Source organism: Paraburkholderia oxyphila NBRC 105797 (assembly GCF_000685075.1).
In the GTDB taxonomy this organism is placed as follows: Bacteria; Pseudomonadota; Gammaproteobacteria; order Burkholderiales; family Burkholderiaceae; genus Paraburkholderia; species Paraburkholderia oxyphila.
In genome coordinates, this window is sequence record NZ_BAYD01000036.1 from 30,139 (window position 1) to 45,283 (window position 15,145).

A 15,145-nucleotide genomic window follows, 5' to 3' on the forward strand; every position below is an offset into this window, starting at 1 on the left:
GCAAAAGCAAGGGGGTTAAACGCGATAGGCGGCGGCAAGAGCGCGCTGCCAGGGCACTCGCGTTGCCGCTGTTACGAGCCGTCATGTCTTCGGGATTGCAGGAAATCGTGATTCGCGAGGTTTTACGGCCAGATTTGATACCACTCTCCTCGATTTCTTGTTCACCTGCCACGTCGATCCAACGAGGCCTCCTTGTAGCGCGCATCCGTTTTCTCCAGAGGACCATGTGGCATCGACTTACCCAAAAGACCGTCGGATCAGACGCCGTGCGCCTTGAGGCGCGCGGCATACCAGTCAACGAATTGGTCGACGTAGGTTTCGGTGAACGGCGAATACGGCCCGGGGATGTAACCCGGATCCTGCGCGCCGCGGTGGTTGATGGCTACCAGACTAGCGTCCTGCGCGTTCGTAGCGACCCAAACCTCAGTGAGTTTGTTGACGTCATAGTCCACCCCCTCAATAGCGTCAGCGTGTACGAGCCACTTCGTGCGCACCAACGTCTTTTCCGGAGTGAGAGGGATGATGTACGAAATCATTGCGTGATCGCTCATCACATGCGTCCACGAGTTGTGAGTCCACATGTGCGTGTCGCCAAGGTCGCGCCGAGACGAACGACCCAGAAGCTTTTGGCACGCCACCTTGGTGTCCATGGTCTGCGATTCGCCGCATCCGGCGATGACCAGACGTTGAGTGCGAAACTGCGTCGCCACATCTCCGCCCAATTCTTCGACGGGCGAGCATAGCAATCCTTCCTTCTCCCAACCCTGCTGGCTTGCGTCGTTGCGCTTGTGGTAATCGTCGAGCGCGCGCAGCGATTCTTCCGTCATTTCGTCTGTGCTGAAGCCGAAGTCCTCAGGCAGAAAAGATACCGTCAGTTCCGGGTGCCCCGCCTCGCAGTGGTAACACTCCCGGTTGTTTTCCATGACAAGCTTCCAGTTGCCATCCTCAATAATCTCAGCTTCATGCGCAATCTTCGTGTTCTGTAAGTCATACGGAGCAAAGCGCGGCGCCATCGTTGCTTCCAGCTTTCCGATGTCAGCCGGCGGTTCGTCTGCGAGACAGACAAACACGTGGGTTCCGACGACTTTAGTGTGAACCGGCAACAGGCTGCGACACGTTGGGTCAAAATGCTTACCCATGTGTTTCGTGTGACACAAGCTTCCATCAAGGTCATACGTCCACTGATGGTACGGGCATACCAACTTGCCCACCGTCGACTTGCCTGCGTCCTTCAAGCGCGCGCCACGGTGACGGCAGACGTTGCGGAAAGCACGAATGTTCTCATCGTCGTCCCGTACGAGGATGATGGACGCTTTGCCGATATCGACAACGGAGACGTCACCCGGTTCGGGTATGTCCGCCGTCACGCCGACCAGGATCCAGTGCTTGTGAAAGAAAACATCAACGTCAGTATCGAAAATATCCGATCGGATAAAAACCTCTCCAGGCAATCCGCACCCTGACTCACGGCTCCTGATCAGCTCACCAAGGGACTTCAACTGAACTTCTGACATTGTCTTTCTCCAACGTTGATGGGGATACGGGGACTTCGAATGTTCCCGCGTTATCGGCAGTATTCGATTGCCGAGAAACGACGTCAATGCGCTTTATTTTCGTGAACGTATAACTTTGGTTTATGGCCACCCGATACGCGCAAACTCATGGTCCAGCGCACGCAGGCAAACCATCACGTGACCCCTGCAGCAGTTCGCAGCAACTCCATGAGCGTTTTAATGGTCGGCGTGATCGCTCGACCATGAGGCACAACCATGTAATAGGCGTCTCGCAAGGGGAGCGAAGCGTCCGTGAGGCGGACGAGTTCTCCGGAAGCCAGATGTTCGTGAAGCAACCTGCCCCAACCCAGCGCAACACCCTGCCCCAGTCGTGCCGCCTGAATGGCATCGGTGTAAAGGCAGGTGCGAATCCCGTAATTGAGCTTGGTCGAATGTGCGCCGATGGCCCTGAACCATTCTTCCCATGTCAGCCAACCCTCGGACGTTGGGTCGTACGCAATTAGCGTCATATTCGCCAACTCCTCCAGCGACCCCGGCGCGCCGTACTCATCTTTCCAGGCTGGCGAACATACCGGAAATACCTGCTCATCGAACAGCAGATGCGCTGTCCCGTCACTCCAGTTTCCATTGCCCCAGCGCACCTCGACATCCACCTCGTTGCGACGAAGGTCCGCAGTAAACATCGTAGTGGTGAGTCGAAGGCGCAGATTCGGTTGAAGGCGTTTGAGCCTCGCGAGACTCGGCATCAGCCGGAAATGCGAGAACGCCGCTGTCGTTGCCAGCACGAGCTCGTCGTTGCCCTCGATTCCAGCCGACAGGCGGTCGAACACGCCTGCGATTTTTCCCATCGCCTCCGAAACAACGGCGTACAACGCCTCGCCTTCGTTGGTCAACGCGGTCGTGCGGTGCAGTCGGTCCAGCAACCTTACCCCGAGCAACTCCTCGAGTAACCTGATCTGCCGACTGACGGCTGCCTGCGTCACGCCAAGCTCTGAAGCCGCATTCGTGAAGCTTCGTAGCCGCGCCACCGCCTCGAATTCGACCAGTGCCGTGAGCGAAGGGATGAGTCGCCGATAGCCCTTCGCACCGTCCATCGCTACTTTCATTGTGGGACCATGAGTGGAAAGCGCTTCTATACCTATACCGAAGTACCGAGGGCCATCAACATCTTCCGTTGACGACTCGCCGCCCGGACGCGAACAGCGAGTCAAAAGCCGCCGTTGACTGCCTTTACAACGATGCCTTGATTTTCTCCGCTGCGGCCGGCGTTACCCACTTGGTCCAGACATCCTGCTTTTCCTTGAGGAAGCGCTTCGCCCCATCTTCGCCAGTCGCCTGGTTGTCCGTCATCCAGGTCATGACTTGCTCGACGTCAGCGGTCTTGAACGTCCGTGTATCCAGGTACTTCATGACATCTGGGCTGGCGTTTGCCGCAAATGATTTGGTAAAGAGGGTGTACAACCGCCCCACCGGCCACCCTGTCGGCTTCGGGTCAGGGCAGTTCGCCACCGTCGTACACCGCTTCCACTCGGCCTGGTCGACAGGGGTGCTCACGTCCAGTCTGACCATCTTGTATTTGCCAAGCAGGGAGGTAGGCGACCAATAGATGCCGAGCCACGGCTGTTTGTGCTCGTAGGCCTTCGCGATCGATCCGTCCAGGCCCGCCGCCGAGCCCGTATCGATCAGCTTGAACCCCGCCTGGGCACCCTTGTACGCCTTGAACAGTTGAGCACCGTTGACTGTCATGCCCCACCCCTGCGGGCCGTTAAAAACCGCACCTTTGCCCGGATCCTCGGGGTCCGCGAAGATTTCCGGATGCTTCAAGGCATCCTGAAACGTCTTGATGTCAGGATGCGCGTCCGCAACGTATTTGGGGATGTAAAATCCCATGACTGCGCCTTCCTGAATCGTCTTTGCCCCCATGATGACCTTCTTGTCATCAATCCCCTGTTTGACGATTGTGGGCAGCAAATCGATGGCCCCTTCCGACACAATGTCCGGTGTGCCCTTGTTCACCATCGATGTAATCGTCGGAACCGTGTCTCCAATCACTGTATTCACCTGACAGCCATAACCTTCCTCAAGAATCGTTTTGTCCACGGCGGACTCGAGTTCGGCACTCTGCCAGTTCATGCTTGCAATCGTCACGCTCCCGCAACCGGCGGCGTTGGCCTGCGTGCTACCGCAGAAAACTCCAGCTGCGACCAGTGTCCCTAGAAATTTCAGTTTCATTGCAGTTCCTTCAAGAGTTGCCGGACCTACCCCGGTATGCGTTGAACTAAGTGTTGATCAGATTTTTATTTGAATAGCATTACTACATAATTATTATGATTTTTGATGTGACTATTCGAATTAACGGCGTTGCGACCTGAAAACCCTATCCACCTATCCAAACGACTTCGCGAAACCCGTGCCACGTTGCAAATGTAATACCGGGCTACTCACATTAAGCAAGGTTCCTTTCTTACCCTGCGGGTAGCCCAGCACGGATTCCGGGCAGCTAGCGGTATACCGCGAAGCGCTTCGTCAGCTCGGCGACCTGCGCCTTCACGCGCTCGATCGTGGCTGCGTCTTCCGGATTGTCGAGCACGTCGGCAATCAGGTTGCCCACCTGCTCGGCTTCCTTCACGCCGAAGCCACGCGTCGTCATCGCCGGCGAGCCGAGGCGGATGCCGCTCGTCACGAACGGCTTTTCCGGGTCGTTCGGGATCGCGTTCTTGTTCACCGTGATGTGCGCGGCGCCCAGCACGGCTTCGGCGGCCTTGCCCGTGATCTTCTTCGCGCGCAGGTCCACCAGCATCACGTGGCTTTCCGTGCGACCCGAGACGATGCGCAGGCCACGCTTGACCAGCGTTTCGGCCAGCACGCGGGCGTTCTCGACCACCTGCTGCTGGTATTCCTTGAATGCCGGCGAGAGCGCTTCCTTGAACGCCACCGCCTTGCCCGCGATCACGTGCATGAGCGGACCGCCCTGGATGCCCGGGAAGATTGCCGAGTTGATCTGTTTCTCGTATTCGGCCTTCATCAGGATCACGCCGCCGCGCGGGCCGCGCAGGCTCTTGTGCGTGGTCGTGGTGACGAAGTCGGCGAACGGCACCGGGTTCGGGTAGACGCCCGCGGCGATGAGGCCCGCGTAGTGCGCCATGTCGACCATCAGGTACGCGCCCACGCTCTTCGCGATCTTCGAAAGACGCTCGAAGTCGATGCGCAGCGCAAATGCCGAGGCACCCGCCACGATCAGCTTGGGCTTGTGCTCCTGCGCGAGCTTTTCGGCGGCGTCGTAATCGATGTCTTCGGCTTCGTTCAGGCCGTAGCTCACGACGTTGAACCACTTGCCCGACATGTTGACCGGCGAGCCGTGCGTGAGGTGGCCGCCGTGCGCGAGGCTCATGCCCATGATGGTGTCGCCCGGCTTGAGCATGGCGAAGAACACACCCTGGTTGGCCTGCGAGCCCGAGTTCGGCTGGACGTTGGCGGCTTCGGCGCCGAACAGTTCCTTCACGCGGTCGATCGCGAGCTGCTCGACGACGTCCACGTATTCGCAGCCGCCGTAGTAGCGCTTGCCGGGATAGCCTTCGGCGTACTTGTTGGTGAGCTGCGAGCCCTGCGCGGCCATGACCGCGGGAGACGTGTAGTTTTCTGACGCGATGAGCTCGATGTGCTCTTCCTGGCGGCGGTTCTCCTGCTTGATCGCCCTAAGCAAATCGGGATCTACAGCTTCGAGGGTGTGTTCGGCTCGATTAAACATGGTTTTCCACAATTGATGATGTCTTTCATGCACGAGAAACGGCTACCCGCGCGTCGACACAGTCGCCCACATCGGGCCGCACATGACCAGTCTCGGATGTTCCTTCCTGAGTAGTCAGCGCACAAGCCAATTGACGGAGACTCACGGTGCCAAGCGGCAGATTACCCTCCCCGACAACGTCCAAATGGTCAATTTCCGGATCGTGCGTCAGCACCGAAATCGCATCCTCGATCGTCGTCCCAGCTGCAATGGACCTGCCAACCGCGGCAATTCCCGGGCGCAACGGAGACATGACCGCCTCGACGCACACGACGCGCCCGCGATTCACCTGCTTGACGAAGTTGCTCACATACTCGTCGGCCGGGCGCAGGACGATGTCCTGCTTTGTCCCTTGCTGAACGATATTTCCATCGCGCAAGATAGCGATCTGATCGCCGAGCCGAAGCGCTTCATCCAGATCGTGGGTAATGAAGACAATCGTCTTGCGGATTTCCTTTTGAAGGTCCAAAAGCACGGTTTGCATATCCATGCGAATCAACGGATCGAGCGCGGAATAGGCTTCGTCCATCAGCAGAACCGGCGCATCCAATGCAAGCGCGCGCGCCAAACCCACGCGTTGTTGCATGCCACCCGACAACTGATTCGGATAGCGTTGCTCAAATCCCTTGAGACCGACACGCTCAATCCATCTCATCGCTGTCTCGACTGATGCGGAGCGCGCGACGCCGCAAATCTCGAGACCGTAGACGACGTTGTCCAGCACATTACGGTGGGGAAGAAGTGCAAACTTCTGAAATACCATCGCCGTTTGGCGCCGACGAAACTCACGCAGATCCTTTTCCTTCATCTTGCACACATCGACGCCGCCGATCAGCACTTCACCGGCCGTAGGGTCAATCAATCGATTGATGTGCCGGATAAGCGTGGACTTGCCTGAACCAGACAGGCCCATGATCACCTGAATGGATCCCGCGGGAATATCCAGATTAATGTTACGCAAGCCAAGTACGTGGCCGGACTGCGCGAGCAAATCAGCCTTGGAAAGACCGCCTTTCACGGCGTCGACATAAGACGCGCCCTTTGGACCGAAGATCTTGTAGAGATTGCGGATCTTGATCCCGCCAGAATTGATGTCAGCCATGGACGACCTCCTGATGCTTTTGGAGCCGCTTGCCATACGCCTGGCTGACTCGGTCAAAGATGACCGCAATGCCCACGATGGCGAGACCGTTAAAGATGCCGAGTGTGAAATACTGGTTTGCAATGGCCTTCAGCACGGGCTGCCCAAGACCCTGAACACCAATCATCGCGGCGACGACCACCATCGCCAGAGCCATCATGATGGTCTGATTGACCCCAGCCATGATCGTCGGCAGAGCAAGAGGCAGTTGAACCTTCAACAGCCGCTGCCAGCTCGATGAGCCAAACGCGTCGGCCGCCTCGAGAATGTCCTTGTCGACAAGACGGATACCAAGATTGGTCAAGCGTATCATCGGTGGGATTGCGTAGATGACGACAGCGATCAGGCCAGGCACGCGTCCGATGCCCAACAACATCACCACGGGGATCAAATAGACGAAACTCGGCATGGTTTGCATCACGTCGAGAACCGGGTCGACCAGCCTGCGAGCCCGGTCCGATCTCGCCATCAGAATGCCGATTGGCAAGCCGATGATGATCGACAGGAGCGTACAGACGAAGATCATGGACACGGTTCGCATCGTGTCCTCCCACATGTCGAGATAGCCAATCGCGGCGAGTGTGACAAGGCACCCGACGACAATCTTCCAGTTTCTGCTGGCGACCCACGCCACGGCGAGAATCAGCAGCATGATAATCGGCCACGGGGTCTGCGTCATAAAGCGTTCTGACGCCATCAAGAATTGCTGAAGCGGGTGGAACGCTGCATCGATGGGGTCACCATACGCGGCCGTAAAGGCTCGAAAACCGTCATCGATTGACCGCTTCATATTGAGAAGCGCGTCGTCCTGCATGTGTGGGAATCTGGTTAGCCAGTTCATGTCTACTTCCTCCATTCCAGAACCATATGTGGCACTTTTCACCGCACCGAAGAATTCGGTAACGTAAGCCAACCCGGTTCACAGAGACGCGTTGATGCGGTCAGCTGCGTCTTTAGATACCCATTTAGTCCATACATTCTTGTTATCCTTCAAGAAATGCTTGGCACCATCCTCTCCGGTAGCCTGGTTTGCAGTCATCCAGGCCATCAACTGGTTCACTGTCGCGTTGCTCCAGGCGCGCGTATTCAGGTACTGCATGACGTCTGGACTGGTGGCCGACGCAAAACGCTTGGTAACGAATGTATAGACGGGGTCCGACGTTTGCCAGCCAGTCGGCTTGGGATCGGGGCAATTTGCTTTCGTGGTACATCGCCGCCATTCCGCCTCGTTAAACGGTACGCCGGGGTCAAGGCGTACCATCGGATATTTCCCAAGCAGTGCTGTGGGCGACCAGTAGTAAGCAACCAATCCTTGCTTGTGTTGATATGCCTTGGCGATAGCACTGTCGAGCCCAGCGGCGGAGCCCGTGTCAACCAGTTCAAAGTTGTCTTTATCGGCCTTGAATGCTTTGAAGAGTTGAGCCGTGATAACTGTCCAGCCCCAACCTTGCGGGCCGTTGTAGATAGCCCCTTTCTTCGGGTCATCAGGTGCAGGGAACAACTCCGGGTGTTTCAGCACGTCCGCAATGGTTTTTATTTCGGGATGCTTGTCGGCTACATATTTCGGGATGAACCACCCGTTCATACCGCCATCGGAGATTACCTTGGCGGTCTGCTGCAGTTTCCCTTCCGCCAACCCGCGCTTCACGACATCCGGAACGTTGTCTGTCCAGACTTCGGGCGCGATATCCGGCTGACCTTTTTCCACCATCGAGGTGATGGTTGGCACAGTGTCACCTGTCGATACTTCAGCATCGCAACCATAGCCTTGGTTAAGGATGATCTTGTCGACTGCAGCTAGTACCTCGGCGCTTTGCCAGTTCATGCTTGCTATGGTTACGTGCCCGCAGGACCCGGCGTAAGAAACCGGCGCCCAGGCAACAAGGCCAAGCGCTGCGCAAAGAGAGAAGCTGATTGCTTTCATTTTCAAAACCCCTTTAATTCCTGAAAAACGTACCGGCTCGAATTCATACATGAAAATATGATTCATCATTCGATTCCGGCCGACCATTCCTTGACGCTGAGGTTTGCAGTCGCGCCGATCGTCAAGAAGGGTTGTGGCGGAAGTGGCTTCGGTGTCGCGAAGCCCTTGAAGACCTTTACAAGCCATGAATCGACACCCATTGCCGCCTCGGCAGCAGCGATCCCGGATGCGGTCGCTTTCGTGGCACCGACTCCATTGCACGCAATCGCGGCGAAGATTCCGGGCTCAATTTCCCCGAACGCCGGAACTCCGTTCCATGTGAGTGCCATCGCGCCTGCCCAGCGATACTGCATCTGCAGGCCCTTAAGCGTGGGAAAGCGCGCCTCGAACTTGCGGTCGTGTATGCGGCCGGCGCGCCCAATCGCGCCATCGCTGACCTGCAACCTGGGGTTGTACGTATAACGGGAGCGAATCAGAATTCGGTCGCCGTCGTCGCCCTGAACCCTGCGAACCGTTGTGCCCATCGGGAACGCAGGCGTTGCCGCCCATGACCGTTGACCGCCGAGTCGCTTGGGGTCAAAGGCCGCGGTCATGGAGGCATACGTATAAACATGCAGAAGCACGCCACGGAAAAGCCCAAAACTCTGCGCGTGCCCGTTATTGGCGAGGATGATCTTCGCCGCGTTCACCATACCGTTGGGTGTCTTGATACGCCACGATGTGCCTTGGCGCTCGAAAGACAAGGCGGGGGTATTTTCAAAGAGCTTGACCGAGCCGCCAAAGGAGTCGGCGAGGCCCCTGATATAGGCCGCGGGCTGAATAATCACGGTACCCGGCGTGAAAATCGCCGACGTGAATGAACGCGTGCCGGTTACCGTGGCAATCTCGTTTCCATCGAGCAAGCGATATTCTTCCTTAATGGCGTCCAATTGCCTGGCATAGGACACCACATGTTTATCGCCCTTCGGCCCCATCGCGACGTTGTACTTTCCGCAGGGGTCAAAGATGTCTTTTCCCCAGCCCTTCTCCTCTGCCAACTCCCGTGCGAGGGCGATCGCCATACGATGAATCTTGATGTCGTGGCGCCGCTCGTTGCTGTCCGAGCCCCCGTAATCCTCGGACGAGACCTCGTGAGGCAAATCGATGATGAACCCGGAGTTCCGCCCGGTGGCGCCCTGCGCAATTTCTCCAGCTTCGAGGACCGCGACCTTGAGCTTGGGATCGAGTTGTGACAGACGCCGGGCCGCCGAAAGCCCGGCGAACCCTCCGCCAATAACGGCGATGTCGGCATTGACGGTGCCGCTAAGCGCGGGGCGTGGCTTCCTCGGGGGCAGCATGGAGACCCAACCCGATTGGCCCAAATGCTGGGGGAGTTTGCTAGCTACGAACATGATATTTCGTCCGGTCTCTCGATGAATTACAGAGCCTTTTCGCGCTCGACCAGATCACCGAGCGCACGCCTCAGGGCATCGATCTTCCCGGCCGAAAGGCGTGACAAGGGGCGACGCGGGTTGCCGGCGCCATAGCCCGTCATTTGCGCGGCCGCATAGACCGATTGCACATAGTCGCCTTGCCAGATCAACGACATGGCGGGCTCCAGGATTCGCCAGACTTCTCTCGCGTCATCCCAGCGATGCTCCTGTGCCGCAGCGACCAGCTCGACGCAAGTCTTCGGTGCGAAATTGGCACCGCCCCAGATCAGCCCGCCCACACCGGCATACATCGCGTACGGCACGAGCGGGTCCGCGCCGTTCATCATTGGCAACCCCGTGCGGATCAGGGCCGCCTGGCTGGCCAGATCGCCACTGCTGTCCTTTACCGCGAGGAATTCGGGAATCTCACACAGCCGGCGCAGGAGCGACGGCGTGATTTCCACGCCAACGGCTTGCGGCACGTTGTAGCCAATAATCGGCACGCCGGCACGTGCGACCGAGGAATAGAACTCGAATACCCCGTCGTCATCAGCCGGTCCCTCGAAGAACGGCGGCAGCACCATGACCGCTCCTGCACCGCAGTCCGCAGCATGACGCGTAAGCTCGACGACATCATCGACGAGCAGCGCGGACGTCTGGGCGATGATTCGTGCGCGTCCGTTAATTACCTTGGCCCCAAACGCCACGAGCGACTTGGACTCCTCCCGAGAGAGGTAGACGTGCATGCCTGTGCCCGAGCTCAGGACGAAGCCGCCAACGCCCACCGCGAGATACCGTTCGATCAGGCTCTCCAACCGACCATAGTCGATTTTCCCGCTTTCATCAAAAGGAGTACTAATTGCCAGATTGATGCCATGAAATGCAAAGTTGCTCATGTCGTTACTCTTCGTCCGTTTCGTTATCGTTCAGATCAAGCCAGATGGTCTTGAGTTGTGTGTATTGATCGTGCGCGGCGAGAGAGTTGTCTCGACCGCCGAAACCCGACTGCTTGAAGCCGCCAAATGGTGTCGTGATGTCGCCTTCACCAAACGAGTTCACGGTAACGGTGCCCGCGCGAATCGCTCGCGCAGCGCGCATCGCACGCTTGCCATTACCGGCGAAAACCGAGGCAGCAAGGCCATAGTCGGTGTCGTTAGCAATGTCGACTGCTTCCTGCAGGCTGTCTACCGTGATGACCGAGAGAATCGGGCCAAAAATCTCTTCACGCGCATGCCGTACGGCGTTACTTTCTACATCGATGACTGTGGGGTGGACATAGCGCCCCTCACTCGTTTTCCCGCCATAAAGCACGTTCACTTCGTCGGCAAGATAGGACGCCACCTTCTCGTAGTGCTGTTGCGAAATCAATGGGCCGATACGGTGCGCAGGGTCGAGCGGATCGCCGACACGCCATTCTTCGGCAAGCTTCGTGATCTTGTCGAGAAGCGACGACTTGATGTCACGATGAACGATGAGCCTCGAAATGGCCGAACAGTTTTCGCCCATGTTCCAGAACGCACCGTTGACAATATGGCCTGCCACGGCTTCCAGATCCGTTGCGTCGGACATCACGATGCAGGGATTCTTGCCGCCCATTTCAAGCACAATCTCCTTGAGATTGCTTTCGGCCGAATAGGCCAGGAAGCGTCGCCCCGTATCGGTCGAACCGGTGAACGACACCATGTCGATGTCGCGATGGCGGCCAATGGGTTCACCTACCGCAGGCCCCGTACCGGTGACGACATTGAAGACGCCCGGAGGAATACCCGCTTCAAGCGCGAGTTCAGCGACGCGCATCGTGGTAAGCGACGTTTCCTCGGCGGGCTTCACGACGAGCGAGCAGCCGGCGGCAAGAGAGGGCCCGATTTTCCATGCCAGCATCAGAAGCGGGAAGTTCCAGGGCAACACCAAGCCGACAACACCAACCGGTTCCCGCACGATCATGGCGATATGGCTATCCGAAGCGGGCGAGACCTGGTCGTATATCTTGTCGATGGCCTCTGCGTGCCAGCGCAGCACGTTGATCGTTTCAGGAACGTCGACCGTCTGGCAGTCGAAAATCGTCTTTCCGCTATCGAGACTCTCCATGACCGAAAGTTCAAGAGCGTTCTTCTCGATGAGGTCGGCCAACTTGAGAATCACCTGCTTACGGGCAGAAGGATGCAACTTGGACCAGCGCCCGTCAGCAAATGCGGCGCGCGCGCTCGCGACTGCCAAGTCAACGTCTTCCGTCGAGCAAGCCGGAACGTCCGCCAGATGCTCGCCTGTCGCAGGATTAAGCGTCGCAAACGTCTCGCCCGATAAAGCACCACGTGCCTCGCCATCGATGATTGCAAGGGTCGGTAGCTTTATCTCACGAGCGATTTTCCGGTACTCGGTAGCGGACAGCAAATCTGTCATAGCAGTCTCTCACTGATACAGATGTTTATGAGGAACCAAACAAGTCATTAATTTAGTAATACTAAAACTATAACGAAGCATCTACTTATTTACGGGCGACACACGCGGCCATATTGAGCCACGCCAGGTTGACGTTCGCTAGTACAACGCTTCCAGTAAGCTCGGCATCACGCCGTTGGATGGCGTCGAAGATGGTGCATACTGCGGTCGCGAACAAAATTTCCGGTCGCTGCCCAAGGGGTGTGCTCAAAGGGACCGTTACTGTCCTGAGAGATCCCTTCGTGCGGGTCGATTTCGATGACAGTCGCCTTAGTGTGCCGTCCTGTCATACCGGGTAGCGGTCATCCCAGCGCCACCGGGCGCCCCATTGCTACCGTTACCACAAGATTACGAAGCCGATATTGACCCCACAAACGAAATCGCCGCATGAGATATGCTGGCCAGGAATACCTTGGTGACAGCTTATTGAGGACCAAGGCATTCAGCTGGCATTGCTAAAACTCAAACGGTACATCTACGCCTTCGGGCGCCACATACGCAGCCATGTTGCGCCGCGCCAGGTTGACGTGCGCCAGCACAACTGATCCGGCAGCCTCGGCATCACGCCGTTGAATGGCATCGATGATGTCTTCGTGTTGCTGCACCGCGGTCGCGAGTTCGGCTTCCATTCGCTCGTTGCTCGGTTGATAGAACGTCTTGCCAAGCCTGGCGTGGTCAATCAGCAAGCGGCACAGACTTGGCAGCAGATACGGATTGCGCGCCATCTTGCCTATTGCCAGGTGAAACTGGTCATTCTCCAGTACCCGCTCATCCACGATGGTTCCTTCCACTGCCGCGCGGAATCGCTCCTGGATTCGCTTGAGCGCGTCGATGTCCGCCGGTGTCGCCTGCGTCGCTGCGAGCTTCGTCGTTGCAACGTAAATCAATGGTGCTGCCAAAAAATAGCTGCGCAGCGAGTCGTAGTTCATGGAGGCAACGCGGGGTGCGCGATTCGCCTCGAGTTCAACATACCCTTCGGCAGCCATTTGGCGCATCAACTCGCGCACTGGCTGGCGCGACAGCCCGAACTCTACGCTCAGTGCCACCTCGTCGAGAGTCGAACCCGGCGCCAGTTCCATGCTGAGGATGCGTTGCCGAAGGGCATGCCCGAAGGCAGCCTTGCGGTCCAGGGAGGGAGCTTCCTCCTGGTCGATTTCGATGACAGTCGCCTTCATATGCCCTCCTGTTACACTCATCTTGTGTCGACAAATTGTATAAGTCAAGGCGACAATGTGTCGGATCAGGGAAGTTACCAATAAAAATGAGGAATGATGCCGTGCCAGGCAGGTCACACCACCTGTGCCGCCGATGCCGCTGCGCGGGGAGTTTGTTACCTCCGGTAAGGGGACCGCGCCCGCAAGGACTGGCCATACGCCCCGGGAGACACCGCACTGAGGCGGTCGAACTACTACTTCGGCCACCGGAATCATCCGGGCCTCTCTCGACTCATAACTTAATGTAATGAAGCGGGGAAAATAAAGCGCATTGACGCTACCTTGGTGCACGCCAATACTCGTCGCACAGCGAGGGCAGTTCAAAACCTGAGAAGAAATATCAGATGAACGCGGCGCGCCGTCGGAACAAGCGTCGCCCTGCTATCGCAATTTCCAAGGATGCGCGTTGAGCAGTTCATGGCTGGTCAGCAGCTGAATGAGCACGCAAGACGGTCACAACAGATTTGATGCTATGAACTCGATTGAAGGAATGTTCGACTTGGCGCCTGAAGCTGAAGACAGGCTTGCAAACCCGAGGACGTGGGAAAGTGGCGGCCATCCTTGGGCCAGTAACGAGCAGCGGACCCTGACATGTTGTCGCGTGGTTGAGGAAACCCACGACGTCAAGAGCTTTCAATTTCGCGTGGGTGATGGGCTGCCCGTAGGTTTTGAACCCGGCCAATTCGTGACCGTGTCGGCCAACGTCCAAGGACAGGCGGTAGAGCGTTGCTACACGATCTCCTCCGCCCCGACGCGTCCCTGGCTTGTTTCCATCACCGTAAAGCGGGTACCCGGCGGGATCGTGTCGAACTGGCTTCACGACAACATGAAGCCGGGAAGCCTGTTGCGTGCATACGGTCCGGCCGGCACCTTCACCCCCACAGCGGCACCGGCCATCAAGTCCCTGTACCTCTCTGCAGGCTCAGGGATCACCCCTTTGATGTCCATGACACGCGCGAGCCTCGATCTCGGGCTGGACCGTGACGTCGTATTCGTTCATAGCGCCAGGACACCGGCAGATATCATTTTCCGAAACGAACTGCAGAGGCTCGCAGAGCTCTCCCCCCGACTTCGCACTTTTTTCGTCTGCGAAGGCCCCGGCGAGCAAGCAGATTGGCAGGGACCGATTGGCCGACTGAGTCTGCAGCTTCTTTCCGACTGGGCGCCTGACTATGCCGATCGTGAAGTGTTCACCTGCGGGCCCGCCGGCTACATGAGCGCAGTGCGCGAATTGCTTCGTGCGGGTGGCCACGACCCGGCACGATACCACCAGGAAAGCTTTGACATTGCCGCTGGTGTCGCTGCAGAACCCGCCGCGCCGGAAAGCGATACTCCCCAAGATACCTTCACGGTCAAGCTCGCACGCTCCTCGAAGGCGTTCACCATGAATGCTTCCGAAACCGTGCTCGCTGCGGCAAGAAAAGCCGGAGTCGCCGTCCCGTCGTCATGCAGCCAGGGCATTTGCGGTACGTGCAAGACCAAGGTACTCGAAGGCACGGTGGACATGAAACACAACGGTGGGATTCGTGACAGAGAAGTCCTGAAGGGTTTCCGGCTGCTCTGTTGCAGCCGTCCAACGTCAAACCTTGTACTCGAGCTCTAGCGCGTCGCCCAGGGTCATCACGCTAGTCACAAGGCACTTCGCCGCGGGATCAAAGCCGCCCCGAGACGCCCGTCGTTATTCCGTGCAAACGCAACATCAAAACAGCCCCAG

Annotated in this window: 12 protein-coding genes; 1 reads left to right on the forward strand and 11 read right to left on the reverse strand. The window is 57.7% G+C overall.

Annotated elements, in window-relative coordinates; all coding sequences use genetic code 11:
- Positions 1-257 precede the first annotated feature (257 nt).
- From BO1_RS22045 to BO1_RS22095, 11 genes are all read right to left on the reverse strand, one after another.
- Positions 258-1,514: an aromatic ring-hydroxylating oxygenase subunit alpha gene (locus BO1_RS22045; RefSeq protein ID WP_028219408.1), complete on the reverse strand. Its 1,257-nt coding sequence runs from the start codon at positions 1,512-1,514 to the stop codon at positions 258-260.
- Positions 1,515-1,687: 173 nt separating this feature from the next.
- A complete protein-coding gene (locus tag BO1_RS22050; RefSeq protein ID WP_084688101.1) occupies positions 1,688-2,608 on the reverse strand; it encodes a LysR substrate-binding domain-containing protein in 921 nt (306 codons plus the stop codon).
- Between the two features lie 136 nt (positions 2,609-2,744).
- A complete protein-coding gene (locus BO1_RS22055; protein ID WP_028219410.1) occupies positions 2,745-3,746 on the reverse strand; it encodes a glycine betaine ABC transporter substrate-binding protein in 1,002 nt (333 codons plus the stop codon).
- Between the two features lie 268 nt (positions 3,747-4,014).
- Positions 4,015-5,262 carry a serine hydroxymethyltransferase gene (glyA, locus tag BO1_RS22060; protein ID WP_028219411.1) on the reverse strand — a complete coding sequence of 416 codons (1,248 nt, stop codon included), beginning with the start codon at positions 5,260-5,262 and terminating at the stop codon, positions 4,015-4,017.
- Positions 5,263-5,287: 25 nt separating this feature from the next.
- On the reverse strand, positions 5,288-6,403 hold the full coding sequence (locus BO1_RS52195) for a quaternary amine ABC transporter ATP-binding protein (protein ID WP_084688102.1): 1,116 nt from the start codon (positions 6,401-6,403) through the stop codon (positions 5,288-5,290).
- Complete coding sequence (locus tag BO1_RS22070) at positions 6,396-7,283, reverse strand: ABC transporter permease (RefSeq protein ID WP_028219412.1); 888 nt, start codon at positions 7,281-7,283, stop codon at positions 6,396-6,398. Before BO1_RS22070 ends, BO1_RS52195 begins: the two co-directional genes overlap by 8 nt.
- Positions 7,284-7,361: 78 nt before the next feature.
- A complete protein-coding gene (locus BO1_RS22075; protein ID WP_218002820.1) occupies positions 7,362-8,432 on the reverse strand; it encodes an ABC transporter substrate-binding protein in 1,071 nt (356 codons plus the stop codon).
- Positions 8,432-9,757 (reverse strand): NAD(P)/FAD-dependent oxidoreductase, encoded by a 1,326-nt coding sequence (locus BO1_RS22080; protein ID WP_028219414.1) that lies wholly within the window; start codon positions 9,755-9,757, stop codon positions 8,432-8,434. The genes BO1_RS22075 and BO1_RS22080 overlap by 1 nt, the downstream gene beginning before the upstream one ends.
- A gap of 26 nt (positions 9,758-9,783) precedes the next feature.
- On the reverse strand, positions 9,784-10,674 hold the full coding sequence (locus BO1_RS22085) for a dihydrodipicolinate synthase family protein (RefSeq protein ID WP_028219415.1): 891 nt from the start codon (positions 10,672-10,674) through the stop codon (positions 9,784-9,786).
- 4 nt (positions 10,675-10,678) lie between these two features.
- A complete protein-coding gene (locus BO1_RS22090) occupies positions 10,679-12,178 on the reverse strand; it encodes an aldehyde dehydrogenase (RefSeq protein WP_028219416.1) in 1,500 nt (499 codons plus the stop codon).
- A 494-nt stretch (positions 12,179-12,672) separates the two neighbouring features.
- Complete coding sequence (locus BO1_RS22095) at positions 12,673-13,392, reverse strand: GntR family transcriptional regulator (protein WP_156992359.1); 720 nt, start codon at positions 13,390-13,392, stop codon at positions 12,673-12,675.
- Positions 13,393-13,903: 511 nt separating this feature from the next.
- On the opposite strand from BO1_RS22095, the gene BO1_RS22100 reads away from it, so the two are divergent.
- On the forward strand, positions 13,904-15,034 hold the full coding sequence (locus BO1_RS22100) for a hybrid-cluster NAD(P)-dependent oxidoreductase (RefSeq protein WP_028219418.1): 1,131 nt from the start codon (positions 13,904-13,906) through the stop codon (positions 15,032-15,034).
- Positions 15,035-15,145: the final 111 nt, after the last annotated feature.